This is a genomic window from Pseudomonas sp. PDM09, assembly GCF_014852305.1.
Taxonomy (GTDB): Bacteria; Pseudomonadota; Gammaproteobacteria; order Pseudomonadales; family Pseudomonadaceae; genus Aquipseudomonas.
This window is the reverse complement of sequence record NZ_JACVBI010000003.1, coordinates 309,593-324,156: the sequence shown is the minus strand read 5'-3', so window position 1 is coordinate 324,156 and position 14,564 is coordinate 309,593. Positions and strand designations below refer to the sequence as shown.

Here is a 14,564-nt window from a genome sequence, read left to right as displayed (position 1 = left end):
CTCAATCGACTATGGCTCAAGCCCGATAGGGAAAAATTCGCCACTGCTCCACACGCCCAGCCAACGCTGCCCGTCGATTTCACGACTCACCGCCAGCTCCACCAGTTGGTAGAACACATTGCGATGGATCAGCGCTTCAAGGTTGGTGCGCACATGCACGTACGGCGCGGGTTCCTGAGTCACCGGATCGATCACCACGCGCATAGGGTGCTCGGCGCCGGCATCGGCCGTTTCATCGACGTTGGTGGTAAAGCGCAAGACCTGGGCTTCACCCTCGCCGTCGACCTCCACGGCAATCGCCACGAACGGCGCGTCGTCGACCTTGATGCCAACCTTTTCGACCGGGGTAATCAGAAAATAATCATCACCGTCGCGGCGAATGATGGTGGAGAACAGCTTGACCATCGGCTTGCGCCCGATCGGCGTACCCAGGTAATACCAGGTGCCATCGCGTGCGATGCGCATGTCGATGTCGCCGCAGAAGTCGGGGTTCCACAAGTGGACCGGCGGCAAGCCTTTGGTTTTGGGGATTTGCCCCAACAGATCGTTGGCTTTTTGCGGGCCACTCATGGCGTTCTCCTTTGAATTACTGGTCGCTAAGCCCCAGCAGGCTGCGAGCGTATTGCTCCAGCGGCGGGCCCAGCAAGTCTTCTGGCTTGTTGTCATGGAACGTCAGTAAACCGCCACGACTCTTGATACGTGCAGTATCAATCAAATACTGGGTGCTGGTCTCGATCAACATGATTTGAATCACGCCGTTGTCGATTCCGAGGCGATCCACGTGTTCCTGGTCGAGCCATTCGTCCGAGTTGCCGATGCGGTCGTCAGCCTTGGCGAAACGGGTGTACAGCAAGTAATGGGCGCCGGCGGCACGGGCTTCGCCCATGGCAGCGTCGAGGCCTTCCGGCGCGCGGGCGCGGCGGACCATCGGGAAATATTCGATAAAGCCGTTGAAGGCCTCTTCGGCCACCACGTTAGGTCGTGGGTAGGCATTGCCCGGGGGCGCGAAGGCACCCTGGGCGATGTAGATGAACGAGTCCGGCTGAATGCGGAAGTTATTCACGCGACGGCTGTCGCTGTGGTCCAGCAGGCCGGCGTCGCTCATGTGGTAGCGAGTCCCTTCGGCCATATCGCTGACATTCATGCAGCCACCAAGCGCCAAAACGGCCAGCAGCAAAACCAGGCTACGCATCCTACCCTCCAGAGGCCGGTGACGGAAAACCGGCGAATGGCCATGGGATGCAGCTTCCGCGCCAGCTCAATGTACAGGGAATGTGTCAGGTGTTTTTGGGGGGACTGGAAGATGGCTATCGCGGGCAAGCCACGCTCCCACAGGACATCTGTCGGATGCAGAAACCGCGACCGACACATGACCTGTAGGAGCGAGGCTTGCCCGCGAAGAGGCCCGATCAGCCGCCGATGATTTTCATGATGGTCGCGCCACCGGAGAACGCCACTTCCTGCTTATCCCCCAACGCTTTAACCAGCAGTCGCTGCAAGGCCGGCAGCGCCTGGTGACGAGGTTTGTCCAACAAATCGCCGACATAGTGACGATTGCTCGACGACAGGCAGCCATGCAGCCAACCAGTGGACGACAAGCGTAGACGCGAACAGGTGCGGCAAAACGGAACGCTTTCGTTGGCAATCACGCCGAAGTGGCCCAGCCCCGGAATCTGGTAACGCACCGCCGTGGCATCGACTGGCGCATCGGCCTGAAGGTACTCGTAGCGTTCGCCAATCAGGCTCAGCAACTGCTGAAGGCTGACGAACTGTTGCAGGAAGGCATTGGAGTCGCTGGCCAGGTGGCCCATGCGCATCAACTCGATGAAGCGCAACTCGTAGCCGCGCTCCAGGCAATAATCGAGCAGCGGCATTACCTGATCAAGGTTCTGCCCACGCAGCGGCACCATATTGACCTTGATTTTCATGCCGGCCACTGCGGCCTGGTCCATGCCGTCGAGAACGGTCGCCAGATCACCGCCGCGCGCAATACTGCGAAAAGCGCTGGCATCCAGGGTATCGAGGGAAACGTTGATGCGCCGAATGCCGGCATCCACCAGCAGTGGCAGCTTCTTCGCCAGCAACTGACCATTGGTGGTCAGGCTGATGTCCGCCAGGCCCATCTGACCGACGGCGGTCATGAAGGCTTCGAGTTTGGGGCTGACCAGTGGCTCGCCACCGGTAATGCGCAAACGCTCGATGCCCGCGGCCTCGATCAGGTAGGCCACGCCGCGTGCCATGGCCTCGGCCGACAACTCATCCTGTGCAGCCACCAGCCGCTTGCCGTTGGGCACGCAGTAGGTACAAGCGTAGTTGCAGGCTGAAGTCAGACTGATCCGCAAATTGCGAAAACGCCTGCCTTGACGGTCAACGATCATGGATCACTCCGGCGAAAGAAGATTCGAACACGCAAAACTTGACTCACAAATCAAGTTTTAGCAAGCCCTATGCCTGAGTATATTCCTGCGGTACTGCGCCATGTAGCTAAATCATGGCGCAACAAGGCAACTGACGGGTTCAGTTGCTCGGCGTGTCGGTATCGCGTTTGCGCTTGTTGCCCATGCGCACGCCGATGTCCATCAGGAACTGGAAGAAACCTTCCTGATCTTCCAGCACATTGCTCCAGAACGGCGAGTGATACAGCGCCACCGCGCCATGTACCAGAGCCCAGGCCGCGCAGTAATGGAAGTAAGGCGGCACGTCTTCGAGCTTGCCTTCGCTGATCCGGCCCTTGATCAGCAGGGTCAGGCGCTCGAAGTTCGAGGCACGGATCTTGTGCAATTCCTCGACCATCTCCGGCACCTGGTTGCCCTTGACCACCTTTTCTTCCAGGCGATCGAACAACCGATAGCGTTGCGGGTCGCGCATGCGGAATTCGAAGTAGGCCCGGGACAGGGCTTCCTTGTCCTTATCGACATCGGCCGAATGCAACAGCTCGTTCAAATCGCGCTCGTAATCGAGCATCAGGCGCAGATAGATCTCCGCCTTGGATTTGAAGTGCTTGTAGATCGTGCCTTTGCCGATACCGACGGCATCAGCAATCATCTCGACGGTGACACTGTCTTCACCTTGGTCGAGGAACAGCTTGAGCGCGGTATCGAGAATTTCTTGCTCGCGGCGACGAAACTCACGGACCTTACGAGGTTCTTTATGCATAAGAAAAGGTCTGTAGGGGTCAAAATTCGAAGCCGCGTATTATGCCTAACTTACGCCAAAATGCACGGATCATCCGACCATATATGTGTTTCTTGATGAATTCGCGCCACCTCGAGGGTTGATGAGAACTCAACCGAAGCGCGCGTATTCCAAATTTGTTTAAAAACCCGACCAGCTAAACTGGACTCGGCGCAATACTGATCAATACTTCAACTGTCGGCGAGGCATCTCCCCCAAGTGTCGCGCCGATGAAGGTACCAACGGATTGCGTGCCTTTGTTTTACTCCTAATGGTCTTAACCCGGATTCCCCCCCCAGAACCCGGGTTTTTTTTGCCTGTGATTCAGCGGCCAAAGCCCGTAGGTGCTGCGATCTTTTCTAACGTTACACCGGTGCCCTGACGTGCGCCAACGGGAACAAACGCTTGAAATTCTCGGTGGTTTGCTCGGCAAATCGTTCGTAGGACTCACCTCGCAACATGGCCAGAAACTCCGCTACCTCACGTACGTATTGCGGCAGGTTCGGTTTGCCGCGATAAGGGATCGGCGCCAGGTACGGCGAATCGGTCTCCACCAGCAGCCGGTCAGCCGGCACCTTGCTGGCCACATCCCGCAGGGCATCGGCATTGCGAAAAGTGACAATACCGGACAAGGAAATGTAATACCCCATGTCCAGCGCAGCCTTGGCCATTTCCCAGTCTTCGGTGAAGCAATGCAGCACACCCGCCTGAGGCAGTGCCGCTTCGCGCAGCAGTTCAAGGGTATCGGCCCGCGCGCCACGGGTATGGATGATCACCGGTTTGCCGGTCTGCCCCGCTGCTTGCAGGTGCAGACGGAACGACTCCTGCTGCAACGCTGCCGCTTCCGGCTCGTAGTGATAGTCCAGGCCGGTTTCACCGATCGCCACCACCCGCGGATGATTGAGTTCGTGCAACAGCCAGTCCAGCGCCGGTGCGGCACCCGGCTGCACATCGAGTGGATGCACTCCGACCGAACAGTCGACATCGTCGTAACGTTCGGCCAGCGCTTTGACGTCGGCGGCGTTATCGGCGCTGACGCCAATGCACAGGAAGTGCCCTACCCCGCGCGCACGGGCTGCATCGAGCGCGGCATCCAGGGAGCCGTCGTGGGCGGTGAGGTCGAGGCGATCAAGGTGACAATGGGAATCTACGAGCATAAAAGGGCTGCAACTTACATCGTATGAGTGGGGCGGTCGGACTTCAGGGCTCCGGCCAGATGGGTTTCGATTCGACTGCGCGCGGTGTTGTCGCCTTCGTTGAATTGCACGCCAACCCCGGCGGCGCGATTGCCCTGGGCACCTTTGGGGGTGATCCAGGTAACCTTGCCAGCGACCGGAATCTTTTCCGGTTCATCCATCAGGTGCAGCAACATGAAGACCTCATCGCCCAACTTGTAGCTTTTGTTGGTCGGGATAAACAGGCCACCGTTCTTGATGAACGGCATGTAGGCCGCGTAGAGCACGGCCCTGTCCTTGATGGTCAAGGACAAAATGCCATTTCGCGGCCCCGGACTGATGGGTTCGTTCATGTTGACCTCCACTGTCTGATGATCAGAGTCTAGTGTCAGACGGTCACTTCTGGGTAGGCAAAGATACCCATTGCACTAACAGCGCCTCCAGCAACAATGCCGGATTGAGGTTGGCTTTGCTCATCACTTTCTGGCGCTGGGCGAGGATCCAGTCCTGGATATTCAGGACTTTGTCCTGAGCGGATTTCTGCGCCAGGTATTGAATCACTTTGCGCATGTCCGCCAACCCCAGCCCAGCTTCATCCTGAGTCAATTGATAACGCAGGATCAGGCTCGACCAGTCGCAGAACCAGTCGAACAGCAGCAACATGGGAATGGTTTTCCACTCCTCGGCCAGTTGCGTCGGCGATTGCTGGTGCTTGAGCAACTTCTTCACGCCCTCGACCACAAGAGCCCGCTGCTCGCGCACGCCTTGTGCCTGCAATTTGACCGCGGCCAATGGCGAACCGGCGGCGAGGGTAAGCAGCTCGATGCGCTCTTCTTGCGCACAATCCGGCAAAGCGCTGGCCAACCAGGCCAGACTCATGGCTTCGCTTGGCAATGGACAGGCTTGCTGCACGCAACGGCTCTTGATGGTTGGCAGCAGACGGCTGGTCTGGTGGCTGACCAACAGCAAAACAGTATCGCCGGACGGCTCTTCAAGGCTTTTCAGCAAGGCGTTGGCGGCGTTGATGTTCATCGATTCGACTGGCTCGATCAGCACCACTTTGCGCCCGCCCATCTGCGCGGTCTGAACCACGAAGCTAACGAGATCACGCACCTGATCAACCTTGATCGCCTTGTCTGCTTCTTCCGGCTCCAAAATGTAGTTGTCGGGGTGACTGCCAGCCTTCAGCAGCAGACAGGATTTGCACTCCCCGCAGGCGTCTTGGGCGGTCGGGCGCTGACACAACAAATGGGCCATCAGACGCTCGGCCAGCGCGCGCTTGCCGATCCCGGCCGGGCCATGCAGCAAATAGGCATGGGCGTGCTGGGCACGGCCGGCCAATTGCTGCCAGAGACTGTCCTGCCACGGATAGGCTTCAGCCACGGGTCAGCTCCAGCAGACGTGGCAACAAGGCATCCAGAGACTGCTGAACCTGTGCCAACGGCTGAGCGGCATCTACCAGGACATAACGCGCAGGATCCGCTTTGGCACGCTCAAGGAAGGCAGTGCGCACCGCATCGAAAAACGCTCGACCTTCGAGCTCGAAGCGGTCCAGCCGACCGCGGGCGCTGGCGCGGGCCAGGCCCACTTCTACCGGCAGATCGAAAATCAGCGTCAAGTCCGGGCGCAAATCGCCCTGGACGAATGTTTCGAGGGTCGCAATGCGCTCCAGCGACAAACCGCGACCACCGCCCTGATAGGCATAAGTCGAATCGGTAAAGCGATCGCACAGGACTACCGCGCCACGGGCCAGCGCCGGACGGATCACCTCGGCCAGATGCTGGGCTCGCGCGGCGAACACCAACAGCAGCTCGGTGTCGGGGTTCATGACCTCATCGACCGGCGCCAACAGCACGTCGCGAATCCGCTCAGCCAGGGGCGTGCCGCCGGGCTCCCGGGTCAACACCACCTCGATTCCGGCAGCGCGCAGACGCTCGGCCAGGTATTCGCGATTGGTGCTCTTGCCGGCACCTTCCGGGCCTTCCAGGGTAATAAACAAGCCAGTCACAGGCAGTCCTTAGTCAGAGTCATTGCGGGCTTTGCGGCGCAGGTGCATCCGCTTCGGGTACTGGCGCAGATTCTTGTGCAGGCTCTTGTGCAGGCTCTTGTGCAGAGCCTTGCTCAGAGTCTTGCGGCGCTACTGGCGGCATTTCTTCGGGCGCAGTATTGGGCGAAGCCGCCGGGATTGGCGCCTGGGTATCCTCTGTCGGCGGCATAACAGTCGGCGCAGGGCTGGAGCGGTAATCGGCACGTCGATTGATCTGGAACTCCCGCACCGCATTGTTGTGAGCGTCCAGATCATCGGAGAACACGTGGCTGCCATCACCGCGCGCGACAAAATACAGGCTGTTGCCGTCCGCCGGATTCAGCGCCGCATGGATCGCTTCGCGGCCCACCATCGCAATCGGCGTCGGCGGCAGGCCAGCAATCATGTAAGTGTTATAAGGCGTCGGCTCCTTGAGATGAGCACGGGTCAACTTGCCATTGTAACGATCACCCAGACCGTAAATCACGGTCGGATCGGTCTGCAACAGCATGCCCATCTCCATGCGCCGCACGAACACGCCGGCGATCTGCCGACGCTCCTGCGGCACACCGGTTTCCTTTTCCACCAGCGAGGCCATGATCAGCGCCTGATAGGGCTCGGTGTAAGGGACGTCGGCAGCGCGCTGGTTCCATTCCTTGAGGAGGACCTCATCGAGGCGGTCGTAAGCTTTCTTGAGCAGATCGGCGTCGGTCATGCCGCGCACGAAACGATAGGTGTCGGGGAAGAATCGTCCTTCGGGGAAAATCCCGCTGTGCCCGAGTTTGTCCATCACTTGGCTATCGCTCAGACCGTTCAGGGTCTGTTCGAGTTTTTCATCCTTGGCCAGCGCTGCGCGAACCTGATGGAAATTCCAGCCTTCGACCAACGTCAGACTGTATTGCACCATTTCTCCGCGCTTCCACAGGTCGATCAGCCCATTGACTGTCATACCCGGCACCATACGGTATTCACCGCTGTGCAATGGTTGCCCTGCCAGATTAAAGCGCCAATACACGCGCAGCCAGAAAGCGTCTTTGATGACGCCATCGGCTTCGAGTCGAAGGAAGGTGCGGTTTGGCGTAGTGCCTTTGGGCACTTCCAGCAGCTCTTCCTGGGCGATGTTCAGCGGCTGTTCCAGCGCCGAATCGATTTTCCAGGCGCAAGCGCCGGCCAACAGCCCCGCCAGAACCAATCCGGTTTCCAGCAGCAGCAAGAATTTACGTCTCACGAATCAAGCATCCAGTAGCGCACGGGCAATGGTTTGGAGTTTACGGGTGAGCGGCCCAACCGGCCAGCTCAGTGCGGCATAGGCGCGCACCGGCCAAACGCCATACACGCTGTTGCAGACAAAGACCTCGTCAGCCCATTGCAGCTGCTCGAGGGTGATATCGGTGATTTGCGTGGGAATCCCCAATGACTTGGCTTGAAACAATAATTCGGCACGCATCACGCCCGCCACGCCACAGCGTTTGAGATTGGCGGTCACCAGCACGCCATCGCGTACCAGGAACAGATTACTGAACACGCCTTCGATCACCCGCCCGACCTGATCCAGCATCAAGCCTTCGGCATGCTCGGTGTCCTGCCATTCGGAACGGGCAATGACCTGCTCCAGACGATTCAAATGCTTGAGGCCGGCGAGCAATGGTTGTTTGGAAAGCCGTGTCGCACACGGAAACAGGCGAACACCCTGCTCCGCATGAATAGCCGGATAAGTTGCAGGAGGATTACCTTGCAGAATACGTCGAGCCTGAGCCGAGGGATCGGCGGCATAACCGCGCAGGCTGTCGCCGCGGGTGAGGATGAGTTTGAGCACGCCCTCACTCAGCGCGGCGGCATAGGCCAGCAGCTCCGCGCGGATCAGTTGATGATCGGCGGCAATCGCCAGGCGCGAACACCCCTCCGCCAGACGCGACAGATGTCGATCCAGCAGCAGCGGCTGCCCGCCCTTGACCGCAATGGTCTCGAACAGACCATCACCATAAGCCAGGCCGCGATCCTTCAGCGACAAAGCGTCAGCCGGTTGACCGTCGACCCAGCTGTCCATCAGTCAGCGAACCGGCGGAACACCAGCGAGCCATTGGTACCACCAAATCCGAAGGAATTGGACAGCACCACGTCGATATCCATGCCACGCGCGGTGTGGGGTACGAAGTCGAGGTCGCAGCCTTCGTCCGGCTCATCGAGGTTGATGGTCGGCGGTGCTACCTGGCTGTTGATCGCCAGTACGCTGAAAATCGCCTCGACCGCGCCCGCCGCACCCAACAGGTGACCGGTCATGGACTTGGTCGAACTGACCGCCAGCTTGTAGGCGTGATCACCGAACACGGATTTGATCGCACAGGCTTCGGCGAGGTCGCCCGCCGAGGTCGAAGTGCCGTGGGCGTTGATGTACTGAACCTGATCGCTATTGATCTTCGCATCGCGCAAGGCATTGGTGATGCAACGCGCAGCACCCGCGCCATCGGCCGGTGGCGAAGTCATGTGGTAAGCATCGCCACTGGTGCCGAAGCCGATCAGCTCGGCGTAGATGGTCGCGCCACGGGCCTTTGCGTGCTCCAGTTCTTCGAGCACCAGTGCGCCGGCACCGTCGGACAGCACGAAGCCATCACGGCCCTTGTCCCATGGACGGCTGGCGCGGGTCGGCTCGTCGTTGCGGGTCGACAGTGCGCGGGAGGCACCGAAGCCGCCCATGCCCAGACCACACGCGGCCATCTCGGCACCACCGGCGATCATCACGTCGGCTTCGTCGTACATGATGTTGCGTGCCGCCATGCCGATGCAGTGCGTACCGGTGGTACACGCCGTTGCGATGGCGTAGTTAGGTCCCTGTGCCCCAAGATGGATGGACAGGAAACCGGAAATCATATTGATGATCGAGCCAGGCACGAAAAACGGAGAAATCCGTCGTGGCCCGGAATCATGCAGTGTGCGGCTGGTCTCTTCGATATTGGTCAGACCGCCAATACCCGAGCCCATGGCCACGCCGATCCGCTCGCGATTGGCGTCGGTGACCTCAAGGCCTGCGTTACGCACGGCTTGAAAACCTGCAGCCAGACCGTATTGAATGAACAGGTCGAGTTTGCGAGCTTCCTTGACCGACAGGTATTCCTCGACATTGAAGCCCTTTACCGAGCCGCCAAAACGGGTGGAATAGGCAGAAAGGTCGGTGTGTTCGATCAGACCAATGCCACTGCGGCCAGCCAGAATGCCCTGCCAGCTGCTCGGCACATCCGTGCCCAGTGGCGACAACATACCCATACCGGTGACTACGACGCGTCTACGCGACACAGCACTCTCCTTTTTCAAATGACGACTTTGCATCAGGCCTAAAGAAAAAACCGCACGCCAGGATGGCAGTGCGGTTTTTCCATGACAGCGAGCGACGACTAAAAACTATTACGCCTGATGGCTGGTAACGTAGTCGATTGCTGCTTGTACAGTAGTGATTTTCTCAGCTTCTTCGTCAGGGATTTCGGTCTCGAATTCCTCTTCCAGAGCCATCACCAGCTCAACAGTGTCAAGGGAGTCGGCACCCAGGTCTTCAACGAAGGAAGCAGTGTTGACCACTTCTTCTTCTTTAACGCCCAGTTGCTCAGCAACGATTTTCTTGACGCGCTCTTCGATGGTGCTCATACCTTGTTTTCACTCCTAATGGACAAATTCAGGCAGCTGGCCGGTGGGTAAGTGTATAGAAAGACTTTTCAGTTTTTCAACTGAAAGCTTCACTCCTCAAACCCGGCGACCCTCTGTCTATAAATAGATTGCAGCTTTATAACGGATTTTAGACAGCTCGTATGACATTTTTTTGAAGCAATCCGTCACATTTAACTCATGTACATCCCGCCGTTCACCGGGATTGTAGCCCCAGTAACGTAAGCCGCACCGTCAGATGCAAGAAAAGCGACCACAGACGCGATCTCTTGAGCTTGCCCCAGACGACCCAGCGGAATCTGCGTCTGCAAGGCTTCACGCTGCGCCTCGGGCAGTTCACGGGTCATATCGGTGTCGATGAACCCTGGGGCCACCGAGTTTACCGTAATCGAACGCGAACCGACTTCACGCGCCAGTGCACGGCTGAAACCTTCCAGACCGGCCTTGGCGGCAGCGTAGTTTACTTGGCCTGCGTTGCCCATGGCACCCACAACCGAACCAATACTGATAATTCGTCCCCAACGGGCTTTGGTCATGCCGCGCAGAACGCCCTTGGACAGACGGAACAAGCTGTTCAGGTTGGTATCGACGACGTCATGCCATTCGTCGTCTTTCATGCGCATCATCAGGTTATCGCGGGTGATACCGGCATTATTGACCAGGATCAACGGCGCACCGAATTGCTCCTGAATGCTCGCCAGCACGGCCGCTACGGACTCGTCGCTGGTGACATTGAGTTCCAGGCCAGTGCCCTGAATACCATTTTCTTTCAGGGTCGCAGCGATACGCTCGGCCCCCGAAGCGGAAGTCGCGGTGCCGATGACAATAGCACCCTGACGACCCAATTCCAGAGCGATAGCCTGGCCGATACCACGGCTGGCACCGGTGACCAGTGCAACTTTACCTTGCAGACTCATGCAAGCCTCTCCTTGTTCAGGCCAGCGCTGCGCGGGCGGCAGCGAAAGCATCTGGGGTATTGAGATTAGAGGTCGACACGCCTTCGGCGCAACGTTTGTTCAAACCGGCCAGCACTTTGCCAGGCCCGCACTCAACCAGTTCGGTCGCACCCTTGGCCGCCAGCGCCTGGACCGACTCGACCCAGCGTACAGGCTTGTAGAGCTGTTCAAGCAGATCGCGCTTGAGGGTTTCCAGATCCGCCGGCACGTTAGCGCTGACGTTCTGTACCACAGGGATCTGCGGCGCCTGCCAGTCGATCGCTGCGATCGATTCGGCGAACCGCTCGGCGGCCGGACGCATCAATTCGCAGTGGGACGGCACGCTGACCGGCAATGGCATGGCGCGCTTGGCGCCACGTGCCTTGCAGCCTTCGATGGCGCGCTCGACCGCCGCCTTGGCGCCAGCGATGACTACCTGGCCCGGGGAGTTGAAGTTGACCGCGCTCACCACTTCGCCTTGCGCCGCTTCGGCACAGGCGGCCAACACATCGGCGTCTTCCAGACCCAGGATTGCAGCCATGCCGCCCTGCCCGGCCGGAACGGCCTCTTGCATCAACTGACCGCGACGCTCTACCAGTTTCACTGCATCGCCCAGACTCAGACTGCCTGCAGCCACCAGGGCGCTGTATTCGCCCAGGCTGTGACCGGCAACGTAAGCCGGACGCGCGCCGCCTTCAGCCAGCCACAGGCGCCACAAGGCGATCGAGGCGGTCAGAATGGCCGGCTGGGTTTTATCGGTTTGATTGAGTTGTTCTTCCGGCCCTTGCTGGGTCAGTGCCCACAGGTCGTAACCCAGAGCATCGGAAGCTTCTTTGAATGTTTCGAGGACCACCGGATGTTGCGCGCCCAACTCGGCCAACATGCCGAGGGACTGCGAACCCTGTCCTGGAAAGACGAATGCGAGGGAAGCAGACATGTAACAAGCCCCTAATGATCTTGTCGTCGGAGAATGACGTCCCGTTTCTGGAACGCAAGAAACTCACAGTTGGATGGCCCATTGAACTGAGCGGTCACATTTAAGCATTGTCCGACGAAAACGCCTAAGGCAACAAATCTTCCAGGCGCCCATGAAGCCGCTCAGGCAGGTTTTCCTGGATCTCGATCAGCGCTCGCTGTATCGCACTTTGAAAACCCTGCACCCCCGCCGAACCGTGGCTTTTCACGACAATTCCCTGCAAACCGAGGAAACTTGCGCCGTTATGTCGCGCCGGCGCCAGCTCGGCCTGCAAGCGTTTCATCAGCGGCAGCGCCAGCGCACCCACCACTTTGGACGCGAAATTTTTCTTGAATAACGCCTCGATGCGCCCGGCAATCATGGTCGCCAGGCCTTCGCTGGACTTGAGCAGGATATTGCCGACAAAGCCGTCACACACCACCACATCCGCTTCGCCACGGTACAAGCCGTCACCTTCGACAAACCCGATGTAGTTGATGCCACGAGCACCCTGCAACAAGGTGGCCGCCAGTTTGACCTGCTGATTGCCCTTGATATCTTCGGTGCCGATGTTCAGCAATGCGACCCTCGGGCGAACGATGCCCAGGGTTTCTGCCGCGACCGAGCCCATCACTGCAAACTGCAACAAGTGCTCGGCACTGCAATCGACGTTGGCACCCAGATCGAGCAACTGGCAGTAGCCCTTCTGTGTCGGAATGGCCGCAATCATTGCCGGTCGATCAATGCCCGGCAAGGTCTTGAGCACAAACCGCGACAACGCCATCAGGGCACCGGTATTGCCGGCACTGACGCAGGCCTGGGCCTTGCCGTCTCGCAGCAACTCCAGCGCCACGCGCATCGACGAATCGGGTTTGCCGCGCAAGGCCTGGGCAGGCTTTTCGTCCATGGTGATGACTTCGGACGCCGGCGTAATCGACAGGCGCGCGCGATCCACAGCCGATTGGCTGGCGAGCAGTTCTTCAAGAAGGGAGGGTTGACCGACGAGGGTCAGGTGCAGCGAGGGTGTAGCAGACAGACAAGCAAGGCTGGCCTGAACAATGCTGCGGGGACCGAAGTCCCCGCCCATTGCGTCAATCGCGATGACTTGAGCGGACAAGTGATTACTCGTCAGCGCCCTTGTCGATCACTTTACGGCCACGGTATACGCCTTCTGGCGATACGTGGTGACGCAGGTGAACTTCACCGGTGGTTTTTTCTACAGACAGGGTGCTAGCCTCGAGAGCGTCGTGCGAACGACGCATGTCACGGGCAGAGCGGGATTTTTTGTTCTGCTGAACAGCCATAATTGATTAACTCCTAAACGTTTGGGTCACGCTTTAACTGCGCCAATACACTGAACGGGTTGGACCGCGTTACCTCGTCCTCGCTCGGTTCGGGCTCATCGAGACCCGCCGGCTGCTGGCATTCTTCCGGATGATGAGCAGGCACAATGGGCAAGGCGAGCAGAAGCTCCTCCTCGATCAGTGACTGCAGATCCAAAGGATCTTCGCCCAGTTCCAGCACGTCATAACCTTTCGGCAACGACTGGGTATTCGCACCCTCCTTCACCACAGCATAACTGCATTCGCTATGGATCGGCAGGGTGACCAGCTCAAGACAACGCTGGCAAACCATTTTGACTTCGGTGTCGATAAAGCTGTGAATTACCACAGATTTACGTTCATCTCGTTCAAAAACGAATTTAGCCTGCACCGTACCGACAGTATCGGAAAGCGGGTCGCAGAGTCTCTCCAAATCGGCCAGCAGCAGTTCACCTTGAAGGGTGGTGCCACGGTCAGCCAATTTGCGCGGGTCAACGTGAGGTGGAATCGGGTCATTCAACATAGGCGCAGCATTATAGGGATGCCCCCAGCCATGTCAAAGGAAATTCAGCCCTGCCCGTCACTTGAGCCTGCGCTAGAATTCGCCCCTGCCCTTTGGAGATGCGCATGCTGCCTTTATTACTCGCTTCAAGCTCGGCCTATCGCCGGCAATTGCTGGCCCGTTTGCAGTTGCCGTTCACGTGCAGCTCGCCGGATATCGACGAAAGTCATCGCCCGGGCGAATCAGCCATCGAACTGGTAAAGCGCCTCGCCGAAGAAAAAGCCCGTGCACTGGCAGGCAGTCATCCGGCCCACCTGATCATCGGCTCGGATCAGGTCGCGGTACTCGGCGAGCGGATCATCGGCAAGCCCCATACCTTCGAAAAGGCCCGCGAACAACTCTTCGCATCCAGCGGCGCCAGCGTGACCTTCCTGACCGGCCTGGCACTGCTCAACAGCCAGACCGGCCACTGCCAGGTCGACTGCGTGCCTTTTACCGTACACATGCGCACGCTCGACGCAGCGCGCATCGAACGCTACCTGCGCGCTGAACAGCCCTATGACTGCGCTGGCAGCTTCAAGGCCGAAGGTTTGGGGGTAAGCCTGTTTCAAAGCACCGAAGGCCCTGACGCCACCAGCCTGATCGGCCTGCCGTTGATTCGCCTGGTGGACATGTTGCTGGCCGAAGGCATGCAGATACCTTAAAGGTCAAAAGATCGCAGCCTCGTTTCACTCGACAGCTCCTACATTGAAATGCGTATTCCCTTGCAGGAGCTGTCGAGTGAAACGAGGCTGCGATCTTTTGACTGTAAAAAAACCGGC

18 protein-coding genes are annotated in these 14,564 nt (G+C 58.7%); 1 reads left to right on the top strand and 17 read right to left on the bottom strand.

Going from position 1 to position 14,564, the window contains the following annotated elements; all coding sequences use genetic code 11:
* Positions 1-9: 9 nt before the first annotated feature.
* The 17 genes from IB250_RS10150 to IB250_RS10070 form a co-directional block, all read right to left on the bottom strand.
* The gene (locus IB250_RS10150) at positions 10-570 is read right to left on the bottom strand and encodes a DUF1285 domain-containing protein (RefSeq protein ID WP_192344001.1); all 561 of its coding nucleotides are present in this window, start codon (positions 568-570) and stop codon (positions 10-12) included.
* Positions 571-586: 16 nt separating this feature from the next.
* Positions 587-1,192 carry a DUF4823 domain-containing protein gene (locus tag IB250_RS10145; RefSeq protein ID WP_192344000.1) on the bottom strand — a complete coding sequence of 202 codons (606 nt, stop codon included), beginning with the start codon at positions 1,190-1,192 and terminating at the stop codon, positions 587-589.
* Positions 1,193-1,409: 217 nt separating this feature from the next.
* On the bottom strand, positions 1,410-2,378 hold the full coding sequence (locus IB250_RS10140) for a GTP 3',8-cyclase MoaA (protein WP_192343999.1): 969 nt from the start codon (positions 2,376-2,378) through the stop codon (positions 1,410-1,412).
* Between the two features lie 139 nt (positions 2,379-2,517).
* Positions 2,518-3,156 carry a TetR/AcrR family transcriptional regulator gene (locus IB250_RS10135; protein ID WP_008067794.1) on the bottom strand — a complete coding sequence of 213 codons (639 nt, stop codon included), beginning with the start codon at positions 3,154-3,156 and terminating at the stop codon, positions 2,518-2,520.
* Between the two features lie 383 nt (positions 3,157-3,539).
* Positions 3,540-4,331: a TatD family hydrolase gene (locus IB250_RS10130; RefSeq protein WP_123494576.1), complete on the bottom strand. Its 792-nt coding sequence runs from the start codon at positions 4,329-4,331 to the stop codon at positions 3,540-3,542.
* Positions 4,332-4,345: 14 nt separating this feature from the next.
* Positions 4,346-4,702 carry a PilZ domain-containing protein gene (locus IB250_RS10125; protein WP_008014345.1) on the bottom strand — a complete coding sequence of 119 codons (357 nt, stop codon included), beginning with the start codon at positions 4,700-4,702 and terminating at the stop codon, positions 4,346-4,348.
* 43 nt (positions 4,703-4,745) lie between these two features.
* The gene (locus IB250_RS10120) at positions 4,746-5,732 is read right to left on the bottom strand and encodes a DNA polymerase III subunit delta' (RefSeq protein WP_008067787.1); all 987 of its coding nucleotides are present in this window, start codon (positions 5,730-5,732) and stop codon (positions 4,746-4,748) included.
* Positions 5,725-6,357 (bottom strand): dTMP kinase, encoded by a 633-nt coding sequence (gene tmk, locus IB250_RS10115; protein WP_008067785.1) that lies wholly within the window; start codon positions 6,355-6,357, stop codon positions 5,725-5,727. The genes IB250_RS10120 and tmk overlap by 8 nt, the downstream gene beginning before the upstream one ends.
* Positions 6,358-6,376: 19 nt before the next feature.
* Complete coding sequence (gene mltG / locus IB250_RS10110; protein WP_192343998.1) at positions 6,377-7,603, bottom strand: endolytic transglycosylase MltG; 1,227 nt, start codon at positions 7,601-7,603, stop codon at positions 6,377-6,379.
* Positions 7,604-7,606: 3 nt separating this feature from the next.
* Complete coding sequence (gene pabC / locus IB250_RS10105) at positions 7,607-8,422, bottom strand: aminodeoxychorismate lyase (protein WP_192343997.1); 816 nt, start codon at positions 8,420-8,422, stop codon at positions 7,607-7,609.
* Positions 8,422-9,666, bottom strand: coding sequence for a beta-ketoacyl-ACP synthase II (gene fabF / locus IB250_RS10100; RefSeq protein WP_008067780.1), 1,245 nt, complete (start codon positions 9,664-9,666; stop codon positions 8,422-8,424). The genes pabC and fabF overlap by 1 nt, the downstream gene beginning before the upstream one ends.
* A 108-nt stretch (positions 9,667-9,774) precedes the next feature.
* Entirely contained in the window at positions 9,775-10,011 is a 237-nt protein-coding gene (gene acpP / locus IB250_RS10095) for an acyl carrier protein (protein ID WP_003175607.1), read from the bottom strand.
* Positions 10,012-10,202: 191 nt separating this feature from the next.
* Complete coding sequence (fabG, locus tag IB250_RS10090) at positions 10,203-10,946, bottom strand: 3-oxoacyl-ACP reductase FabG (RefSeq protein WP_192343996.1); 744 nt, start codon at positions 10,944-10,946, stop codon at positions 10,203-10,205.
* A gap of 16 nt (positions 10,947-10,962) precedes the next feature.
* Positions 10,963-11,901 (bottom strand): ACP S-malonyltransferase, encoded by a 939-nt coding sequence (gene fabD / locus IB250_RS10085; RefSeq protein ID WP_052964852.1) that lies wholly within the window; start codon positions 11,899-11,901, stop codon positions 10,963-10,965.
* A 124-nt stretch (positions 11,902-12,025) separates the two neighbouring features.
* A complete protein-coding gene (gene plsX, locus IB250_RS10080) occupies positions 12,026-13,036 on the bottom strand; it encodes a phosphate acyltransferase PlsX (RefSeq protein WP_192343995.1) in 1,011 nt (336 codons plus the stop codon).
* Positions 13,037-13,040: 4 nt separating this feature from the next.
* Positions 13,041-13,223: a 50S ribosomal protein L32 gene (gene rpmF, locus IB250_RS10075; RefSeq protein ID WP_003179396.1), complete on the bottom strand. Its 183-nt coding sequence runs from the start codon at positions 13,221-13,223 to the stop codon at positions 13,041-13,043.
* A 13-nt stretch (positions 13,224-13,236) separates the two neighbouring features.
* On the bottom strand, positions 13,237-13,764 hold the full coding sequence (locus IB250_RS10070; protein WP_004371317.1) for a YceD family protein: 528 nt from the start codon (positions 13,762-13,764) through the stop codon (positions 13,237-13,239).
* Positions 13,765-13,868: 104 nt separating this feature from the next.
* On the opposite strand from IB250_RS10070, the gene IB250_RS10065 reads away from it, so the two are divergent.
* Entirely contained in the window at positions 13,869-14,447 is a 579-nt protein-coding gene (locus IB250_RS10065) for a Maf family protein (protein ID WP_192343994.1), read from the top strand.
* Positions 14,448-14,564 lie beyond the last annotated feature (117 nt).

Excerpts from the sequence above, each read along its gene's own strand:
- IB250_RS10145 (WP_192344000.1), bottom strand. The coding sequence starts at position 1,192 with ATGCGTAGCCTGGTTTTGCTGCTGGCCGTTTTGGCGCTTGGTGGCTGC.
- IB250_RS10125 (WP_008014345.1), bottom strand. The coding sequence starts at position 4,702 with ATGAACGAACCCATCAGTCCGGGGCCGCGAAATGGCATTTTGTCCTTG.
- IB250_RS10130 (WP_123494576.1), bottom strand. The coding sequence starts at position 4,331 with ATGCTCGTAGATTCCCATTGTCACCTTGATCGCCTCGACCTCACCGCC.
- rpmF (WP_003179396.1), bottom strand. The coding sequence starts at position 13,223 with ATGGCTGTTCAGCAGAACAAAAAATCCCGCTCTGCCCGTGACATGCGT.
- IB250_RS10070 (WP_004371317.1), bottom strand. The coding sequence starts at position 13,764 with ATGTTGAATGACCCGATTCCACCTCACGTTGACCCGCGCAAATTGGCT.
- IB250_RS10065 (WP_192343994.1), top strand. The coding sequence starts at position 13,869 with ATGCTGCCTTTATTACTCGCTTCAAGCTCGGCCTATCGCCGGCAATTG.
- IB250_RS10140 (WP_192343999.1), bottom strand. The coding sequence starts at position 2,378 with ATGATCGTTGACCGTCAAGGCAGGCGTTTTCGCAATTTGCGGATCAGT.
- acpP (WP_003175607.1), bottom strand. The coding sequence starts at position 10,011 with ATGAGCACCATCGAAGAGCGCGTCAAGAAAATCGTTGCTGAGCAACTG.
- fabD (WP_052964852.1), bottom strand. The coding sequence starts at position 11,901 with ATGTCTGCTTCCCTCGCATTCGTCTTTCCAGGACAGGGTTCGCAGTCC.
- IB250_RS10150 (WP_192344001.1), bottom strand. The coding sequence starts at position 570 with ATGAGTGGCCCGCAAAAAGCCAACGATCTGTTGGGGCAAATCCCCAAA.
- IB250_RS10135 (WP_008067794.1), bottom strand. The coding sequence starts at position 3,156 with ATGCATAAAGAACCTCGTAAGGTCCGTGAGTTTCGTCGCCGCGAGCAA.
- pabC (WP_192343997.1), bottom strand. The coding sequence starts at position 8,422 with ATGGACAGCTGGGTCGACGGTCAACCGGCTGACGCTTTGTCGCTGAAG.
- fabG (WP_192343996.1), bottom strand. The coding sequence starts at position 10,946 with ATGAGTCTGCAAGGTAAAGTTGCACTGGTCACCGGTGCCAGCCGTGGT.